Source organism: Massilia mucilaginosa, assembly GCF_011682145.1.
Lineage (GTDB): Bacteria > Pseudomonadota > Gammaproteobacteria > Burkholderiales > Burkholderiaceae_D > Telluria_A > Telluria_A mucilaginosa.
In genome coordinates this window covers 38,917-57,620 of sequence record NZ_WHJH01000033.1, presented here as the reverse complement: position 1 = coordinate 57,620, position 18,704 = coordinate 38,917, and the positions used below count along the sequence as shown (strand labels likewise).

17 protein-coding genes are annotated in these 18,704 nt (G+C 65.0%); 8 read left to right on the top strand and 9 right to left on the bottom strand.

Going from position 1 to position 18,704, the window contains the following annotated elements; genetic code table 11:
- The first annotated feature begins 7 nt into the window (after positions 1 to 7).
- Together F2P45_RS22395 and F2P45_RS22390 are read left to right on the top strand one after the other, a co-directional pair.
- Entirely contained in the window at positions 8 to 589 is a 582-nt protein-coding gene (locus F2P45_RS22395) for a sigma-70 family RNA polymerase sigma factor (protein ID WP_229505231.1), read from the top strand.
- Positions 576 to 1,706: a hypothetical protein gene (locus tag F2P45_RS22390; RefSeq protein ID WP_166880087.1), complete on the top strand. Its 1,131-nt coding sequence runs from the start codon at positions 576 to 578 to the stop codon at positions 1,704 to 1,706. The genes F2P45_RS22395 and F2P45_RS22390 overlap by 14 nt, the downstream gene beginning before the upstream one ends.
- A 123-nt stretch (positions 1,707 to 1,829) precedes the next feature.
- On the opposite strand, the gene F2P45_RS22385 is transcribed toward F2P45_RS22390, so the two are convergent.
- Positions 1,830 to 4,727, bottom strand: a complete 2,898-nt coding sequence (locus tag F2P45_RS22385) for a DUF2135 domain-containing protein (protein WP_166880085.1) — start codon at positions 4,725 to 4,727, stop codon at positions 1,830 to 1,832.
- Positions 4,728 to 4,919: 192 nt separating this feature from the next.
- Entirely contained in the window at positions 4,920 to 5,249 is a 330-nt protein-coding gene (locus F2P45_RS22380) for a hypothetical protein (RefSeq protein ID WP_166880084.1), read from the bottom strand.
- Positions 5,250 to 5,447: 198 nt separating this feature from the next.
- Here F2P45_RS22380 and ligD point away from each other — a divergent pair, with 198 nt between their 5' ends.
- Positions 5,448 to 7,991 (top strand): DNA ligase D, encoded by a 2,544-nt coding sequence (gene ligD / locus F2P45_RS22375; RefSeq protein WP_166880082.1) that lies wholly within the window; start codon positions 5,448 to 5,450, stop codon positions 7,989 to 7,991.
- A gap of 36 nt (positions 7,992 to 8,027) precedes the next feature.
- On the opposite strand, the gene F2P45_RS22370 is transcribed toward ligD, so the two are convergent.
- The 7 genes from F2P45_RS22370 to F2P45_RS22340 form a co-directional block, all read right to left on the bottom strand.
- Positions 8,028 to 9,479, bottom strand: a complete 1,452-nt coding sequence (locus tag F2P45_RS22370; RefSeq protein WP_166880080.1) for a catalase — start codon at positions 9,477 to 9,479, stop codon at positions 8,028 to 8,030.
- A 101-nt stretch (positions 9,480 to 9,580) separates the two neighbouring features.
- Positions 9,581 to 9,916, bottom strand: coding sequence for a hypothetical protein (locus F2P45_RS22365; protein ID WP_166880079.1), 336 nt, complete (start codon positions 9,914 to 9,916; stop codon positions 9,581 to 9,583).
- 26 nt (positions 9,917 to 9,942) lie between these two features.
- Entirely contained in the window at positions 9,943 to 10,293 is a 351-nt protein-coding gene (locus F2P45_RS22360) for a hypothetical protein (RefSeq protein WP_166880077.1), read from the bottom strand.
- Positions 10,294 to 10,370: 77 nt separating this feature from the next.
- Complete coding sequence (locus tag F2P45_RS22355; protein WP_166880075.1) at positions 10,371 to 10,754, bottom strand: hypothetical protein; 384 nt, start codon at positions 10,752 to 10,754, stop codon at positions 10,371 to 10,373.
- A gap of 153 nt (positions 10,755 to 10,907) precedes the next feature.
- Positions 10,908 to 11,147, bottom strand: coding sequence for a hypothetical protein (locus F2P45_RS22350; RefSeq protein ID WP_166880074.1), 240 nt, complete (start codon positions 11,145 to 11,147; stop codon positions 10,908 to 10,910).
- A gap of 15 nt (positions 11,148 to 11,162) precedes the next feature.
- Positions 11,163 to 12,161 carry a non-homologous end joining protein Ku gene (gene ku, locus F2P45_RS22345; protein ID WP_166880072.1) on the bottom strand — a complete coding sequence of 333 codons (999 nt, stop codon included), beginning with the start codon at positions 12,159 to 12,161 and terminating at the stop codon, positions 11,163 to 11,165.
- A gap of 14 nt (positions 12,162 to 12,175) precedes the next feature.
- Positions 12,176 to 13,171: an SDR family oxidoreductase gene (locus F2P45_RS22340; protein ID WP_166880070.1), complete on the bottom strand. Its 996-nt coding sequence runs from the start codon at positions 13,169 to 13,171 to the stop codon at positions 12,176 to 12,178.
- A 187-nt stretch (positions 13,172 to 13,358) separates the two neighbouring features.
- Between F2P45_RS22340 and F2P45_RS22335 the strand changes: the two genes are divergently transcribed.
- The 5 genes from F2P45_RS22335 to F2P45_RS22315 all read left to right on the top strand — a co-directional run bounded on the left by F2P45_RS22335 (position 13,359) and on the right by F2P45_RS22315 (position 18,612).
- Positions 13,359 to 14,795, top strand: a complete 1,437-nt coding sequence (locus F2P45_RS22335) for a GGDEF domain-containing protein (RefSeq protein ID WP_229505230.1) — start codon at positions 13,359 to 13,361, stop codon at positions 14,793 to 14,795.
- 124 nt (positions 14,796 to 14,919) lie between these two features.
- Positions 14,920 to 16,554 carry a SulP family inorganic anion transporter gene (locus F2P45_RS22330; protein ID WP_166880113.1) on the top strand — a complete coding sequence of 545 codons (1,635 nt, stop codon included), beginning with the start codon at positions 14,920 to 14,922 and terminating at the stop codon, positions 16,552 to 16,554.
- Positions 16,551 to 17,231, top strand: a complete 681-nt coding sequence (locus F2P45_RS22325; RefSeq protein ID WP_166880067.1) for a phytanoyl-CoA dioxygenase family protein — start codon at positions 16,551 to 16,553, stop codon at positions 17,229 to 17,231. Before F2P45_RS22330 ends, F2P45_RS22325 begins: the two co-directional genes overlap by 4 nt.
- Before the next feature lie 64 nt (positions 17,232 to 17,295).
- Positions 17,296 to 17,997, top strand: coding sequence for a 2OG-Fe(II) oxygenase (locus tag F2P45_RS22320; RefSeq protein ID WP_166880065.1), 702 nt, complete (start codon positions 17,296 to 17,298; stop codon positions 17,995 to 17,997).
- A gap of 27 nt (positions 17,998 to 18,024) precedes the next feature.
- Positions 18,025 to 18,612: a DinB family protein gene (locus tag F2P45_RS22315; RefSeq protein WP_166880063.1), complete on the top strand. Its 588-nt coding sequence runs from the start codon at positions 18,025 to 18,027 to the stop codon at positions 18,610 to 18,612.
- Positions 18,613 to 18,704 lie beyond the last annotated feature (92 nt).

Below are 18,704 nucleotides of genomic sequence, written 5' to 3'. Positions count from 1 at the left end.
GCGGCACATGCCCGCCACCTTACAAGACGAGCAGCTCATGCTGCGCTACCGCGATGGCGACCTGGTCGCCTTCGAGGAGCTCTATCGCCGTCACCATGCGGGCCTGTACCGCTTCGTCGCCTGGCGTTCGCCGCGCGCGGACTGGGTCGACGAGATCGTGCAGGACAGCTGGATCAACCTGCACCATGCGCGCAGCCGCTATCGGCCCGACGCCGCGTTTCGCACCTACCTGTTCCAGATCGCCCGCAACCGCCTGCTCGACCTGCTGCGCCAGCAGCAGCCCTTATTGGCTGCGGAGATGGGCAGCGGCACGGATGGCCGCGACGTATTTGACTCGCTGGCCGATGCGGCGCAGGATGTGGTCTCGCCCGATGTCGCGCTCGAACACAAGCAGCAGAACGACAGCCTGCATGTTGCGCTGGCGGGTCTGCCGAGCGAGCAGAAAGAGGCGCTGGTGCTGCAGCAGTTTTGCGGCATGAGCCTCGAAGACATCGCCGCCGTGGTGGCAGCGCCGGTGGAAACGGTCAAGAGCCGTTTGCGCTACGCCATGCGCAAACTGCGCGAAGGGAGCCTGAGTGAACAACGATGACATGAGCGACGAACAATTCGACGCCTTCCTGCGTGGGGAAGACGATCTGTCGCGCCGTCTGCAAGGGTTGACCCAGCCGGCTTCGAGCCCCAAGCTCGATGCCGCCATTCTGGGCTACGTCAAGGCGGGCCTGGAACAGGAGGCCAGGGCGGCGCGGCCGGCGGCGGCCAACGACGCCGTCATCGAAGGCGCGCCGCCACGGCTGGCGCCCGGACTGGGCCGGCGCTGGCGCATTCCGGCCGGGATTGCGGCTGGCGTGCTGGCCGGGGTGCTGGGGCATCAGGTGTACCAGGGCAGCGGGACGCGGATGGAAGCCGGTATGGCCGCCGCGCCGCCGGCGGAAGCGCCGCCGGTGGTGGCAAACGTGACGGTCGAGATGGCGCGGCCCGCGCCGCCGGTGATGGCCGAAGCTGCGCCGGCGCCGCAAGCGGCTAGCCCGGCGGCTGCGCCTTCGGTGCCTGCTCCCGACGCCGTGGTGGCTTCTGCTGCACCGGCGCCTGCGCCGGTCCTCAGGGCGGCACCGCCGGCGCCGGTGCAAGTGGCCGCCGCCCCGGTATCCCAGGAACCCCAGCGGGTGGAGATCACCGGCTCGTCGATCAAGCGAATGACAGCCGAAAACAGTCTGCCAGTGCAGGAGTATAAGAAGAAGGAGTTGAAGCCATCGTTTGAAGGCTACAACAGCGACAACCCGGTCCCCGAGATGCCGATGCCGCCCGTCGTGGCGGCAGTGCGCTCACCCGAACCGGCGGTGGCGGCCGCACCAGCACCAGCACCGGCACCGGCACCGGCGCCGGTAGCGGCTCCGTCGCCAGTGCGCGGAACGCTTGCCGTCGACGCGAGGGAGGCTGCGGCACCGCCTTCCGCACGCGCGGCCAAGCCCATGGCGGCACTGCGCGAGCGCGATTCGGTCGCGAAGAGCACGGCGGAGTTGTCGAAGATCGCCCCGGCCGATGCGCACGCCAAGCGCGCGCGTGACTGGTTGACGGTGATCGACGCCATGCTCAAGGCCAATCTGGACAAGGATGCGCTGGCCGAATGGGCCAGGTTCCGCGCCGCCTATCCCGATTATCCGGTACCGGCCGCAACGCGCGACCGGATCGCAGCGATCAAGCCGTGACGATGTTCAGGGCTTGATCGTCAAGTCGCCAAGTTACGCTCTTTTCGCCCCAAAACCAAGCTCCGTCATTCGCGCCTGCGCGGGAAGTCATTTCCGCCAATGACGGAGCCTGAATTGGCGGCGTCAGGGCTTGATGTCGAACTCGCCCACAAACACCGTTTCGCTGCGGTCCTTCAGGCGCAGGGTGATCGCCTGTTCTTTCTGGCGCGGCGTGCCGAACGCGGTGAACAGCTTGACCTGCAAGGTGGTCGCGCCGGCCACCACCTGCTGGCGGTTGCCATAGTAGTTGGCCTCGATCTTGTACTTGCCCGGCGCCGCGCGGCGCACTGAAAACTCTTCCGGACCATAGCCGCCGGTGAAGTCGTTTGTCATGCGCGCCCCCTGGCTGGACAAGCGGTGCTGATAGCTCGATTTTTCGCCATCGGGCGCCGTTACCCACAAGTCCATGTCGCTGTTGTCGGCGTCCCAGGTCAGCACCACACGCAAGTCGAGCGGCAGGTTGGCGCGCAGGCGCGGGTCGATGCGGCGCACATCGAGCGGTTTGGACGAGGCGGCGACGATGGCGTTGATTTCGGCCAGCACAATGGTTTCGATGTCCGGAAAGCGGCCGTCCCACGGCCGTTCGACCACCTCGTACAGCGTGTCGATCGCTTCCTGCGCGCGGCCGCTGGCGGCCAGCGCCAGGCCAAGGTCGCGGTACGATTGCGGTTCTTCACCGGCCAGGCGCAGCACTTTTTCGAATACCGGCACCGCCAGCTGCGGCGCACCGGCCTGCAACAAGCGGTAGCCGAGGATGCGCAGCACCGCGCGGTTTTCCAGGTCCATTTCGGCCAGGTTGGACAGGACGCGCAAAGCCAGGTCGCGCTGGCGCTTTTCGAGCAGGATGTCGGCGGCGTCCAGATAGAAGGCGCTGCTGTTGGCGTAGTCCGGTTTCTGGTCGAGGTAAATGGCGTAGACGCTGGCGGCGTCGGCATCGCGCAAGCGCTTGACGTAGGGCGCGTTCGGCACCCATTTTTTCAGGCCCATGCCGATCGATGGAGCGTGTTCGATAACGCTTTTTTCCTTGGCCGATACCATTTGCGGCGCAATCATCGATGCCGCCTCGGGGCGTCGTATCGAACTTCCCGTTATCTCGACGCGCGGCGGCGCTGCCGATGCCACCGGTGCAGGCGCAGCCATCGGCGCGGGCGCGGGAGGTGCCGCCCTCATATTGTCGAACGGTTGGGCGTGCTCGTATGCGGGTTTGGCGGGAACGCGCGGGAAGGCCGTGTTCCACCATGCGGTGCGGCGCTCGAAATTTCGTACCACCTGCTCCAGATGCTTGACGCGCGCCGTGCTGCGCTCGCCGCCGCGCAGGTCCCTGAGCTTGCGCCAAGCGTCGAGGTAGTCCTGCGGCGGCTCGATCTCATAGCGCACATAGTCTTCCAGCCGGTCGAGCACGATCAGCGAGGTTTCTCGCGTCGGGACGCCGAAGCGGCGACCGATGCGCCCGATTTCGGAGCGGTGCAGTTCCGGGTCCGCTTCCAGCGCGCGCAGGCGCAGTGCCGCCCAGGTCGACGCGGCCAGCGGATGCTGCGGACTGTCGGGGCGAATCTGCAAGTTCACGGTTTCCTTGTTGGCGCCGGTGGCCAGCGTGACATTCAGGGTGGCGTCGTCGGCCAGCAGGCGGCCCGCGATGCGCAGCATGCCGCCTTCAACCAGTCCGCTGCCGGCTTCGATGTCGGTGGCACCGGTGGCCGATACCTGTTCGATGCGTGGCTGCGCCGACAGCAGGGCTTCGCTGGCGCGGCCAGGTGCGGCCGGGTCGATGCGGATGATCTGGCCGCGATTGCGTTCGGCCAGTGCGGCCAGGCGGCTGGTGTCGGACGACGCGGACGAGACCAGCGCAAACAGCGCCTGGTGCTGCGCCAGTACCGGCGCGCGCGCCGGGCCATAGTTGGCCAGGCCGTCGGAAAACAGCAGGTACTGGTCGACGCTCGCTTCCGGCTTCCAGTCATTGAGGGCGCTGGCGCCGTCGTAGCGGGTGGCCTCCAGCACACGCCGCAGGGTGCTCCAGTCGCCGCCCCGGATGTCGAATACCTGCTGCGCTTCGGGACGGTCGCGCAGGCGCGTCAGGCGGACCTGCACCGAACCAAGCGCTCGGAAATAGGCATCGAGCGCGGCCAGTTCCTGCTGGACGTTGCGCTGCTCGCCCGAGCCCGAGCTGTCCCACAGCAGGCCGATGACGCGCGGACGGGGGCGCGCCACCTGTGCCTGCGCTACCGGAATCTCGGCCAGGAACCAGGATTGGCCGAGGCGCGTTTCGCGATAGATGCGCGCTTCCTTGCCGGCCACGGTCTGGATGCCGATCTCGCGCTCGGCCTTGTAGTTGCGGCGCTGCAGGCGCGCTTCATAGGCGCCGCCGGTCCGCTCGAAACGCAGCTCGTGGCCGTTGGCGAGTACCCGCGGCGCCTCGGCGGCGTCGTTGACGCGCACGGCCAGGTCGAAATTGCGTACCTCGCCGAAGGCCAGCGGCAGCTGATAGAGCCAATTGGCGGCGCTGCGCGTCAACGGGCCGGCGTAGGTCAGTTCGACGGTGCGGGTCTTGCCCGGCAGGATGGGGTAGACGCGCAGCTTGAAGTTGTTACCCTGGGTGACTTCGAGCAGGGCGGGGTCGACGCGGCCTCGGACAATTTCTTCGAACACGGCGCGGCCGCGCTCTTTTTCGACCGGCACGGCGGGGCGCATTTTGCCGTCGATATCGAGGGCGAAGGCATTGACCTGCTGGCCATCGGGCAGCGGAAACTGCAGGTTGCCCTCTAACTGGCGCGCGTTGGGGTTGTAGAACTCCATGCGCACCGTGGTTTGCGCCATGCCGCCGCTGATGTCGGCGCTGATCGACAGCGATTGCAGCTCGATCGGCCGGGCGTCGGCGGCCGTCTGCATTAACGGCGGCGGACGCTGGATCAGGCGCGGCGTGTGCGCATGCGCGAGGGATGTGGCGGAAAATAGCAGCGCCAGGGGCAAGATTCGGTTGAACATGGGGAAGCTCCGGTTGGCCGGCGCTGGTGCCGGCATTGACTGTGAAACGGAGCGGCGCGCAAAAAGGGGTTGAAGCAGGGTGACATCGACGCACATTTTTGTCGAAAAATGCACATTGATCCGGGGAAACGAAAACGAGGACGAAAAAAAAGACAGGGGGGCCTGCCTCTTTCTTCTCAATGCGGGGACAACTTACTTCATTGCTGCGTCTTTTTTGGCTTCTGCGGTGTCGACAGCTGCGTCTTTTTTGGCTTCTGCTTTGGCTTTTTTGGTTTTGGAATGGGCCTTGGCTTTCGATTTGGTCGCGTCGGCGTGGGCTTCGGCGACGTCCGACTTGGCTTCAGCGGCTGCTTTTTCTACTTTTGCATCGGCTTTGGCATCGGCTTTTGCAGCCTTGGTATCTGCTTTGACGACTTCTTTCGCTTCTTTTGCTTCGGCTTTAGCGACTGGAGCGGCAGGAGCCTGGGCGAAAACCGAGGTGGCGAACAGACCGGCGATCAGCGATGCGATAACTTTTTTCATGGTGTTTCCTCAGTATGGTTATATGGTGGAGCAGTTCTTGGGTGCTACAGAGTCACTAACGCGGCTGCCAATAACCCAGTTGACGCGATTTACAACTACTTACAATCAGTCCGGACAATCTTTTGGTTAGCTGGCGAACAGTCGTCCGGTCCGCCTGGCCCCAGAATCGGCAAAAACCATCATGAAGAGGTTGCCGCCATGCCGGATGCATTGAAGGTGTATAAGTCCAAACGCGATTTTTCGATTACCTCCGAACCGGCCGAGGGCGGCGAGGCGGCTCCCGATGCGCTCACCTTCGTCATCCAGAAGCACTGGGCCAGCCGCCTGCATTACGACTTTCGGCTGGAACTGGACGGCACCATGAAAAGCTGGGCCGTGCCCAAGGGACCGAGTTACGATACCAAAGACAAGCGGATGGCGGTGCATGTGGAGGACCATCCGATCTCGTATTCGAGCTTCGAGGGCACGATCCCGGAAAAGCAGTACGGGGCCGGCAAGGTGATCATCTGGGACAAGGGCACCTGGCGGCCGCAGGGCGATCCGCACAAGGGCTACGAAGGCGGAAACCTCAAGTTCGAGATCCACGGCCATAAAATGCGCGGCAAATGGGTGCTGGTGCGGATGAAGGGGAAGGGCGAAAAACAGGAGCCCTGGCTGCTGATCAAGGAAAAGGACGATTACGCCAAGCCGGCCGCCGAGTTCTCAGTGGTCGACGAGATGCCGGACAGTGTCAGCAAGCTGCCGATGCCGGGCGCCAGGGCGGTCAAGGCCAAGGCCAGATCCAAGGGCAGCACTGCCCGCGGCCTGCCAGAGCAGGCGCTCAAGGCGGCGCTGCCGGCATCGCTCTCGCCCGAACTGGCGACCCTGGTCGACCAGCCCCCGGTCGACCCGGCCGAGTGGATCTTCGAGGTCAAGTTCGACGGCTACCGGCTGCTGGCCCGGATCGAGGGCAAACAGGTGCAACTAATCACCCGCAACGGCCATGACTGGACCCACAAGCTCGAACCCCTTGAAAAGGAACTGGTCAAACTCAAGCTGCCGGACGGCTGGTACGACGGCGAAATCGTGGTCCATGACGAGAACGGACGGCCCAGTTTCGGCCTGCTGCAACTGGCCTTCGACGGCTCGAACACGGCCGACATCGTGTACTTCCTGTTCGACGCGCCGTATTTCAAGGGCCACGACCTGCGCGAGGTGCCGCTCGAAGCCCGGCGCGCGCTGCTTGGCGCGGTACTCGACAAGGCTAGGTCCGACACGGTGCGTTTTTCGGGCGAATTCGGGAGCGATCCGGAGGAACTGGTCGTTGCCGCCTGCAAGCTGGGACTGGAAGGCGTGATCGGCAAGCGGCGCGATTCGCGCTATGTCACGCGCCGCTCGCCCGACTGGATCAAGCTCAAATGCGGTCAGCGCCAGGAGTTCGTCATCGGCGGCTATACCGATCCGCAGGGCTCGCGCACAGGTATCGGCGCGCTGCTGCTCGGAACCCACGACAAGGACGGCGTGCTGCAATACGCCGGGAACGTCGGCAGCGGCTTTACCCAGGCCGTGCTGCGCGACCTGAAAGACAAGTTAAGCGCCCTCGATACGGACGCCAGCCCGTTTCCGCCCGGTGCGGTGGCGGGCCGCAAGCATCATTGGGTCGAACCGACGCTGGTCGCGGAAGTCAGCTTTGCCGAGTGGACCAGCGCCGGGGCAATCCGCCACGCCGTGTTCCAGGGCCTGCGCAGCGACAAGCCGGCCAAGGCGATCGGGCGTGAAGTCGCCAAACACATGGAGGAGTCGATGCCGACGCAGAGCAAGACCAAAGCGAAGACCGCAACAAAAAAGGCCGAACTTGTCGCACCCGAAGGCAAGCTGCCCGCTACCCTGAAAGTGACCAACGGCGAGCGCGTGATCGACGCGCAAAGCGGCACCACCAAGATCGAACTGATTCGCTATTACGCGCTGGTCGGCTCGCTCATGATGGAGCACCTGAAAGGCCGGCCGGTGTCGCTGGTGCGCGCGCCCAGCGGCGTGGGCGGCGAGCTGTTTTTCCAGAAGCACGCGGAAGTCGACAAGCTGCCTGGCGTGAAGCGGATGGACCAGGCGCTCGATCCGGAGCATCCGCCGATGCTGGAAGTGGGCAGCGTGGGCGGCATTCTGTCGGCGGCGCAGTGGAACGTGGTGGAGTTCCACACCCAGAACGCGGTCGGCAAGAACTACGAAGCGCCCAACCGCATGGTGTTCGACCTGGACCCGGGCGAGGGCGTCGACTGGGCCGCGATACAGGAGGCGGCGCAGCTGATGCACGCCTTCCTGGACGAACTGGGCCTGCCTTGTTTTCTCAAAACCAGCGGCGGCAAGGGCTTGCACGTGGTGGTGCCGCTCAAGGGCGGCCTCGATTGGGATACGGTAAAGGACTTTTCGCAGGAGGTGGTGCGCCATATGGCGCTGACCCTGCCGGACCGGTTTGCGTTCAAGAGCGGCCCGAAAAACCGGGTCGGCAAGATCTTCATCGATTACCTGCGCAACGGGCGTGGCGCCACCACGGCCTGCGCATGGTCGGCGCGGGTGCGGCCGGGGCTGGGGATTTCGGTGCCGGTGGGGTGGGATGAACTGGCCGCGCTCAAGTCGGGCGCCCAGTGGACGGTGGCGAACGCGCACACACGCCTCGATCTCGGCAACGCGCCGTGGGACGGTTATGCGAAAGCCGCCAAAACGCTGACGGCGGCCATGAAAAAGCTGGGCTTCAAGAAGGAATAGGGCGCGGGCCGTTGAAGCCCGCGCCGGCTGCTGCGCTTACTTCATGTTCAGCGCGGCCCGCACGCCATTACCGTAGGCGCTGTCGGCCTTGTCGAAGTGGGCCAGCTGGCGCTGCAGGATCTCGTCGCTGACCTGGCTCAGCGGCCCGGCCAGGTTGGCGCACAGGCTCAGCTTCTCCTGCGCCGTCAGGAGGCGGAACAGGTTGCCGGCCTGGGTGTAGTCGTCTTCCACGCCGCGTCCGTCGAAGCGGCCGGCACCGCCGCGCAGGGCCAGTTCAGGTTCGCCGTGGCCCATGCCGCGCGGGGCGCTGCCGACCGCGTTGACGGTGGCGTAGTTCTGCGCCGCGCCGCCGTTGTTGACGGCCATCGTGCCATCGCGCTGCTGGTTGTGGAACGGGCAGCGCGGCGCATTCACCGGCAGGTGCTGGTGGTTGGTGCCGACCCGGTACAACTGGGCGTCGTGGTAGGCGAACAGGCGGCCTTGCAGCATCTTGTCCGGCGAGTAGCCCATGCCCGGTACCGCGTTCGCTGGCGAAAACGCCACCTGCTCGACTTCGGCGTGGTAGTTGTCGGGATTGCGATTGAGCTCGAAGATGCCGACCGGGTGCAGCGGGAAGTCGCGGTGCGGCCAGACTTTGGTCAGGTCGAACGGATTCCAGCCGGTGCGCGCTTCCCAGTCTTCCAGCTGCTGCTCGGTTGCCACTTGCAGGCGCACTTCCCACTGCGGGAATTGGCCGCGTTCGATGGCGCCGAACAGGTCGCGCTGGGCGTAGTCCGGGTCTTCGCCGGCGATGCGCGCGGCCTCGGCGGCACTGAGGTTCTTGATGCCCTGGCGCGTCTTGAAGTGCCATTTGACGTACACGCGTTCGCCGGCGGCGTTGATCAGGCTATACGTGTGGCTGCCGAAACCGTCCATGTGGCGGTAGCCGTCCGGCGTGCCGCGGTCCGAGAACAGCATCGTCACCTGGTGCAGGCTTTCGGGGGCGCGGCTCCAGAAGTCGAACATCATGGTCGGCGACTTGAGATTGCTGCGCGGGCAGCGCTTTTGGGTGTGGATGAAGTCGGGGAATTTGATCGGGTCCTTGATGAAGAACATCGGCGTGTTGTTGCCGACCAGGTCCCAGTTGCCTTCTTCCGTGTAGAAGCGCAGGGCGAAGCCGCGTGGATCGCGTTCGGTATCGGCGCTGCCGCGTTCACCGCCCACGGTGGAGAAGCGGGCGAAGGTGTCGGTCTTCTTGCCGACGGCGCTGAACAGCCTGGCCTTGGTGAGGTGGCTGATGTCGTGCGTGACGGTAAAGGTGCCGTATGCGCCCGAGCCTTTGGCGTGCACCACGCGCTCGGGAATGCGCTCGCGGTTGAAGTGCTGGAGCTTTTCGATCAGGTGGAAGTCCTGCAGCAGCAAGGGACCGCGCGGACCCGCGCTGATCGAGTTCTGGTTGTCGGCGACCGGGATGCCGGAAGCGGTGGTGATCTGTTGGTCTTGGCTCATGCTTGCAACTCCTCAGTGATGAATCGATGCAAACAGTGTATTTGAGCTCATAAATTAGTCAAAGACAATTAAATATATGCAAGCGATAGTTTTTATCAATTCTATTTCTTGGGCGCCGGGAATAGAGCGGCGAAGATCAGCATGCCCAGGACCGGGAAGGCGGCGGTCTTGAGAGTGACGTCCATATCCTTGGTAGCGGTCAGGAAGGTGGCGACAGCTGTCAGGACGCAGAAAAACAGGTACAGGCCAAGGCGCAGGATCTTGCTCGGCAGGGGCATGTGGGACAAGGTCAGATACCAGACCAGCGCTGCGGCGATGAGGCCAGCCGGCCATAAAAGGTAGAGCGCGATCAGGGCATATTCGCCGACGATCACGCCGACGAAGAGCAGCGACAACAGGAACAGCACACTGGCTGCGGCTCCTTCGGCGTGACGCATCGGATGACTTTTGGCCACGCGCGTTTCTACTCTTTCTCGACCACGATGCCGCGGCCATATCCGCCGTGCGCCTGTGGCAGCAGGACGCAGATCATGAGGGCCTTGTCGGTGGCCGCGATGGTCTTGATGACATCGCGCTGTTCGGCGTAGTCTTCGCTGGCGCGCAGTTGTTCCGCCGTTTTGCCGGATTTTTTGATCTGTTCGGCCAGGCGCTCCTTGTCGACGGTCAGGTTGGGGCACTTGGCGGTGGCGTAGTCGCCCGAAGCCATGGCACCGGCGACTTGCGCTTGAATGGCGTCCTGCTCGGTGACCTCGGCACGGGCGGCGCCGGTGCTCAGTGCGATCAGGGCGGCGGCTGCCAGGGTGGCGAATTTCATGGTGATGTCCTGTCAAGTAGATGTTGACATTATCACATGGATTTCGGGCTTTCATACGCCAAGGCCCCCGCGCACACTCAGGCTTCGTCCGGTCCTTCTGCTACATCGGCGCTGGTGGGCGCGGGGAAAAACCAGTGAAAAATGAGCATGCCCAGCGCCGGCAAGATCATCGTGATGAAAACGGTGCCCATGAGATCGCTATCTTTGACGTGCGCCATCGCGACGGTCAGGATGCATAGCAGCACGTACAGGCCGAAGCGGATTATCTTGCTTGGCAAGGGCATATCGGAAAAAGTCAGTGCCCAGACAAGCCAGGCGGCAATCAGCCCCACCGGGAAGAAGAAGATCAGCGGGACCAGCGCGTAAGGGTCGAGCAGACCGACCACGAGGACCACCGTCATCAGGAACAGGGAGAACACCATCGTGGCCGCGATATGGCGCACGACCTTGTCGCCGCTCATGCGCTCTCCTGGTGGCGATCGCCGTGGCGCGATGCGCCGGCGTCAGGGACGACAGCCGAAAACGCAGATTTCATGCAAACGTCCGGTAAAAATTGGCAGCTTCTGCTGCGGAATGCGCGCCATGATTGCATGTTCGCCGGTGGCCGGTCCTCGTCAGGCATCATCCTCGTTCTTGCGGATGCCGCGCACGTTCAGGGCCAGCAGTCCGACGTTGAGGGCAATGAGCGCCCAGGCGGCTTCGCCCCAGCCCCACGCGATCCACATCAGGTTGCCGACGATGAGCATGCAGAAGGCGACGATGCGCTTGCCGGCCTTTTTCGAGCCCATCCACCACGCCGCCGCCAGGCTGATCGCCATCGCCGGCCACTCGAGTAAAGCAAAAATATCGTCCATGCGGCTCCTGGTCCGTCACGCGGCTTTGCGCCGGGCCGGCGCTGCCTTGGCTTTGGCCGCCGGTTTCGCGGCGGCTTTGGCCGCTGCTTTCGCGGGCGTCGTCGCGCGCGCCGGGGTTTTGGACGCAGCCTTGCGCGGTTTGGCGGCCGGCGCTTTTACCTCGTCTTCCTCCTCGCTCTCGTCCTCGCTGTCCTCGGCGGGCGCACTGGCCTTGCCGGGCTTCTTGCCCAGACTTTGCTGCAACAGCGCCACCAGGTCGATGACGTTGCCTTTGCTGGCCGGCGCTTTTTCCTTCTCCGGCATGGTGATGGTCTTGGTTTGCCTGGCCTTGACCTTCTTCTCGACCAGCGCCAGGATGTCTTCGCGATAGGTGTCGTGGTACTGCTCCGGCTCCCAGTCCTCGCTCATGCCCTCGACCAGCGCCATCGCCATTTTCAGCTCCTTGTCGGAGATGGCGGCGCTCTTCGACCTGGCGGACGGGATCTTGAGTTCATCGGTGGGACGGATCTCGTCGCTGTAGCGCAGCGTATTGAGCACGATGGTGTCGCCTTCGCACACCAGCGCCGCCAGATGCTGCTTGACGCGAATGACCACCGTGGCGATGCCGATCTTGCCGACCTTTTTCAAGGTTTCGCGCAGCAGTGCGTAGACCTTGTCGCCGCCCTTGCCGGGCGCCAGATAGTAGGGCTGTTCGTAGTACAGCAGCGGCACCGTGTCGGCATCGACAAAGGCCAGGATGTCGATGGTGCCGGTGGCCTCGGGGTTGGCGCGGCGCAGGTCTTCCTCGGACAGCACCACGTACTCGTCGTCGGCGTACTCGTAGCCCTTGACGATGTCGTCCCAGACCACTTCCTTGTTGTTGCCCTTGTTATAGCGCTTGAATCCGACCGGCGAGAAGTCGCGGCGGTCGAGCATGGTCAGGTCGAGCGCGTTGTCGCGCACGGCCGGATGCATCTCGACCGGAATATGCACCAACCCGAAGCTGATTGCGCCTTTCCATAGACTGCGTCCCATATGCCGGTCCTTTCTTATCCGCCCACGCTGCCGGTGACCGGCAGCACGATGCCGGTGATGTAGCTCGAACATACCGCCGAGGCCAGGAATACATACGCCGGCGAGAGCTCTTCCGGCTGGGCCGGACGGCGCATGTCGGTGCTTTGCCCGAACTTGGCGATCTTGTCGGGCGCCTGGTCGGCCGGGTTGAGCGGCGTCCATACCGGTCCTGGCGCAATCGCGTTCACGCGGATGCCCTGGTCCAGCAGGTTCGACGCCAGCGACATCGTGAACGCATGGATCGCGCCCTTGGTGGCCGAGTAGTCGAGCAGCTTGCCCGAGCCCTGCAGCCCGGTCACCGATCCGGTGTTGATAATCGCCGCGCCGCGCTTGAGGTGGGGCAGGGCGGCTTTGGCCATGTGGAAGTAGCCGTAGATATTGGTGCGCATGGTTTCGTCGAAGCGCTCTTCGGTCAGGTCGAGCAGCGATTCGGCGTGCTCCTGGAAGGCGGCGTTATTGACCAGCACATCGAGGCGCCCGAATTGGGCCACCACCTGGTCCACCGCTTGCTGGCAAAAGGCCATGTCCTTGACGTCGCCCGCCACGGTGATGCAACGCTGGCCCTCGGCCTCGACGCAGCGCTTGGTTTCTTCGGCGTCTTCGTGTTCGTTCAGGTAAAAGATGGCCACGTCGGCGCCTTCGCGCGCGAACAGCACCGCCACGGCGCGCCCGATGCCCGAGTCGCCGCCGGTGATGATGGCCGTTTGCCCTTGCAGCTTGGCGCTGCCCTTGTAGCCTTCGGCCATGAAGCGGGGCTTCAATGCCATCGACGCTTCGATGCCCGGTTTGACCAGGTGCTGCGACGGCAGCGGCGGTGCCGGCTGCACCGGCCCGCCGGTTTGCACCGCTTCCTTGCTGTCTTCCTTGCCGCCCGCGGCGTCTTTCTGATCCTGCCGGCTCTGGATCGCGCGCTGTTTGTCGGCGACCGCTTCGACCTGCGAACTCATTGAGTTCTCATCTGTATTTGCCATGGTGCTTCCTCCGTCAGAACAGGCAGTATCGGACCGTGCTACTGTGTTGACGGTGCGCCCGCGCACACTACGCGCGCGTTCGTGTTTGCTGGCTTGGTGCTTTATGGCAAACTGTGAGACGGGCGGACGCGAGGGATGTTGCCACTGCGTATTTATGCCGCATACTTTAGTGCTCAAGGGAGATTTGATGGCGCAGCAGATTGGACTTTTTCTCAATCCCGTAGGACAGCGTCGGGTCGATTTCCAGGGCATGTATGCCGACCTGTTCGCGCGCCTGTTCATTGCCGACGGCAGCGAGCAGGCCACCCTGCTACTGGGCCAGGAGCGCATCGACCTGCTGATTATCGATCTTGAGCGGTTCGACCGCAGTTTCGACCTGGAGGCGCTCGGTGAACTGATCGCGCGCCGCGCCGGTGCGCCGGTGCTGGTCCTGTGCCCGTTCATCAGCGCCGGGTGGCTGCCCGCGCTGATGGCGTTCGGCCCGCTCGCCTACGCCATCACGCCGCTCGAAGAGGGCGACCTGCGCGCCGCCATCGAGACGCAGCTTGACGCACCCGAGGCCAGCGTCACGCATGCGGACGACCTGCGCGCGCTGCTGGCACTGCGCACGCGCCTGCAGCAGGCGCTGGTCGATGTCGACGACCTGACCAGCGTGGCGGAACAGATTTGCGTGGCGCTGTGCGACGCCGCCGGCGCCGTGCACGCCTCGCTGTTTCGCATGGACGTGCCGGGCGACCTGCAGCTTGAAGCGCAGTATTCGCCCGCGGGCCTGAACCTGACGCGCGTGCTTCACCGCAGCGACAGGCTGCTGCAGTCGCCGCTGCGGCATGCTTTCCCCGGTCTGGTGGCCGCGTGCAGCAACGAAATGTGCCTGCTCGATGCGCCGGCCAAGGCGGGCGAGCCGGAACTGGCGCTGTCGCTGGTCGACAAGGGCGTCGAAATGGTGATCGGGCTGCCGCTCGGTTCCGCGCCGGGGAGTGCGCTGGCCGGCTCGCTGTGCCTCATGTTCGGCCGCGCGCGCCAGTTCAGCGCCGCGGAACTCGATTCCTTCGTGGCGCTGGCGCAGCTGGCCGGTTTTGGTTTGCGCATGGCGGCGGTCAGCCGCGAGAACGAAGCCTTGCTCGGGCGCGTGACGCAACTGGCCACGGTCGACGCGCTCACGGGCGTGGCCAACCGGCGCCACGGCGAGCACTTGCTCGAACTGGAAATCAAGCGCGCCCGCAGGTACAGGGTGCCGGCCGCGCTGATCGGCTTCGATATCGACCGCTTCAAGGCCATCAACGACCAGTTCGGCCATCCGGTGGGCGACGCGGCGCTGCGCACGGTGGCCGATGTGGTGCAGTCCACGCTGCGCACCAGCGATGTGCTGATCCGCTCGGGCGGCGAGGAGTTTTTGATTATCGTGCCGCATACCAGCGCGATCGACGCGCTCAAGATCGCCGAGAAGATCCGGGTGGCGGTGGCGCAGTCCGACATTGCGGGCTGCGACAGGCTGACCATTTCGCTGGGCGTGGCGCAGCTGGCCGACCAGGAAAGCGCGGACTCGCTGATGCTGCGGGTCGACGCGGCCCTGAGCCGCGCCAAGCGCGCGGGACGCAATTGCGTGGAATTGGCGATGTCGTAAGCTCGGCGCAGCCATCAGCATTGGGATTCCGGCCCTTGCCGTCGCTCCTGCCTGCGCGGGAGCGACGGTTACGCTGCTGTATAATCCGCCATCACCGGCAAAAGGATAAACAGATCAAGTGGGCATGCTGCAGTGGTTAAGAAACTACCGGCGCGCGTCGCTGACCGGTGATATCAGCGCCGGCATCGTCGTCGCCCTCATGATGATCCCGCAAGGGATGGCCTACGCCCTGGTGGCTGGCCTGCCGCCGGTGGCCGGCATCTACGCCAGCATCCTCCCGCCGATTCTGTATGCGATTTTCGGATCGAGCATGACCCAGTCGGTCGGCCCGATGGCGATCATCTCGCTCATGACGGCCGCCGCGCTGGCGCCGCTCGCCGCTCCCGGCTCCGGCCTGTACATCGTGCTGGCCGCCCAGCTGGCCCTCGCTTCCGGCGCCGTGCTGCTGTTGTGCGGCCTGCTGCGGCTCGGCTACGTGGCCAATTTCTTCTCGCGTCCCGTCATGAGCGGCTTCACCATTGGCGCGGCCATCGTCATCGCCCTCGGCCAGGTGAAAGTGCTGGCCGGCGGCACGCTGGCGCAGGTGCACATACCCAGCGCAATCCTCGGCGGCGGCGCCATCGCCGTGCTGCTGCTGGCCAAACGCTACCTGGCGCGGCTGCTGCGCCGTGCCGGCGTTTCAGACAGCGCGGCCGACATCGGCGCGCGCCTCGCACCCATGCTGGTGGTACTCGGCGCCATGCTGCTCTCAAGCCTGCTGGACTTGCCGGGGCTGGGCGTGCAAAGCACCGGCGAGGTTCCCGCCGGCCTGCCTGGCCTGAACCTGGCCACCTCCAGCACCCACTGGCGCGCGCTGCTGCAGCCGGCGCTGCTGATCGGCTTCATGATCTTCTTGCTGGGGATGTCGGCCGCCCAGACGCTCGCGCTCAAGCGCCAGGAAAAACTGCAAAGTAATATGGAGCTGGTCGGCCTGGGCGTGGCCAACATCGGCAGCGCGCTCACGGGCGGCTTGCCGGTCACCGGCAGCCTGTCGCGCTCGGGCGTGAACTTCGCGGCCGGCGCCAACACCCCGCTGGCGAGCATCATCACCGGCGTGCTGCTGGCACTGGCGCTGGTCGCGCCCACCGGCTGGCTGGCACTGCTGCCGCTACCCGCGCTGGCGGCGACCATCATCGTGGCGGTGCTGGGCATGCTGGAACTGGACACCCTGCGCACCTCCTGGCGCTACGACCGCGGCGACGCGCTGGCCCTGCTGGCAACCGCTGGCGGCGTGATTGCGCTGGGCGTCGATGTGGGCGTCGTTCTCGGCGTGCTGCTCTCGCTCGGCACCCTGATATGGCGCGCCAGCCGTCCGCATATCGCGGTGCTGGGGCGGATCGCCGGCACCGAGCATTTCAGGAATATCGAACGCTACCCCGCCGGTACCGTGCCCGATGTGCTGATGCTGCGCATCGACGCCAATCTCTTTTTCGGCAACGTGGAAGCGGTCAATGCGCGCATCGAGGACGAACTGGCGCTGCATCCGGCGGCCCGCCACCTGGTGCTGGTGATGACGGCGGTCAGCTCGATCGATACCTCGGCCCTGTTCGGGCTGGGCGAACTCAATCTGGCGCTGCGCCAGCGCGGCATCGGCCTGCACCTGGCCGAGGTCAAGGGGCCGGTGATGGACCGCCTGAAAGCGAGCGACCTGCTCGGCACCATCAACGGCCGGATTTTCTTGAGCGCGGCCATGGCGTCGGACGCGCTGGCGGTCAAATGAAGGCGCAGTTCGCGCAACTGGGCTACGCGCTCGTGCCTGACGTGCTGCCGGCGGCCGACTGCGCGCAACTTGCAGAACTGGTGCAGCCGGCCGGCGCGGCCTCGGGCGGTACGCGCTGCCTGCTGGCGCAACCGTGGTGCGCCGCGCTGGCCGTGCGCCTGCGCGCCGATCCCGTGCTGGCATCCTTGTTTGAACCGGATTCGGTCGCGGTGCAGTGCACCTACTTCGAAAAATCGGCCGGCCGCAACTGGCTGGTGCCGCTGCACCAGGACCTGAGCATTCCGGTGGCGGCGCGGGTCGATGCGCCCGGGCTGCGCGGCTGGTCGCTCAAGGAAGGCACGCTGTTCGTGCAGGCGCCGCTAGCGGTGCTCGACCAACTGGTGGCCGTGCGCGTTCACCTGGACCCGTGCGGCATTGACGACGGTCCGCTGCTGGTGGTGCCGGGATCGCACCGCGCCGGCGTGCTTGCGCAGCCCGGTGCCGCCGCCGCGCGCGATGCCACGCCGCCGGTGGCGTGCCTTGCCGGCATCGGCGGCGCACTGTTGATGCGCCCGCTGCTGCTGCATGCCTCGTCCAAGGCGCTCGGGCAGGGCCGGCGCCGCGTGCTGCATTTTGTGTTCGGGCCGTGCGTGCTTCCGTACGGGCTTGCATGGAACGTCGCGCTGTCAGCCGGCTAGTGACCCCGCAGCGCGCCTTGTGTACTATGCCGGTATCAGAAAAACCAGATCCGAAAGACCGACGATGGACGACTTTATCGAGATTTACGACAATGCGCTGACCAGCGAGCAGTGCGCCGCCATCCTGGCGCGCTTCGACGCCAGCGAGAAGGTCGTGCGCGGCAAGACCGGTAACGGCGTCGACACGAGCAAGAAAGACAGCTACGACCTGACCATCTCGGCCCACGAGGAATGGCAGGACGTTTCAGCGATGATGATGCAGGCCGTGCGCGAGCATCTGTGCGCCTACCTGGACAAATACCGCATGATGCTCATCGGCGCGCTGTCGCCGCAGGTGATCCACCCAAGCACCGGCGAGCCGGTGACGCTGTCGCCGGAGAATTTCGACGAGTGCGGCACCGCCCACATCGATGAACTGATGCGCATGATGTACCGCGCCGGCCAGATCAACGTGCAAAAGTACGTGCAGGCCAGCGGCGGCTATCATCACTGGCATTCCGAGATCTATCCGCAAAACGCCAGCTGCGAAAGCCTGCACCGCGCGCTGCTGTTCCAGTTCTACCTGAACGACGTGGACGAGGGCGGCGAAACGGAGTTCTACTACCAGCGGCGCAAAGTCGAAGCGCGCCAGGGCCGCCTGATCATCGCGCCGGCCGGCTTCACCCATTCGCACAAGGGCCATGTGGCGCGCAGCGGCGACAAATACATCGCCACGTCGTGGATCCTGTTCCAGCGCGCCGAGGCGCTGTATGGACCACCGGCCTGATCGGCCTCCACTTCACCTACCGACATCATGAACCAATTTCTGCGCTACCTGATCGCCCAGGCCTACAACAACGCCTGGGCCAATCACCGTTTATTGCGCGCCTGCGCCACGCTGTCCCAGGACGAATTCGCGCTGGCGACGCGCACCAGCTTTTTCCCGTCGATCAAAAGCACGTTGAATCACAACCTGACCGTTGACTGGTTCTACATCGACGCCATCGAACGGGCCGCGCGCGGCGACGCGCCGCATCCCGACTACTGCGCCGCCTTTTTCGAGCCGGAAGAGCCGTTCGCCACCTGCGCCGAGGTGTGGGCGGCGCAAAAGCTGAGCGACCAGCGCCTGATCGCTTACTGCCGCCAGCTCGACCAAGCCACGCTCGCGCGCGACGTCGGCATCTTGCGCGAGCACGGGCTCATGCTCGATACGCCCGCACGCCTGCTGGCGCATCTGTTCCAGCACCAGATCCACCACCGTGGACAGGTCCACGCCATGCTCGCCGGGACCGCCGTCGAGCCGCCGCAGCTCGATGAATTCTACAGCCGTGGCGAAGCCGAAGACCGGGCGCAGGATTTCGCGGAACTGGGCTTCACCGAGGCCGATGTGTGGGGTGTGTAAGTACGCGTGACAAGCCATTGTAACGCGTGGTAAATTTTATTGTAACCAAAAGTAAGCGCCGGCAAATGTCGGCTTACCGCAACCTACCACAG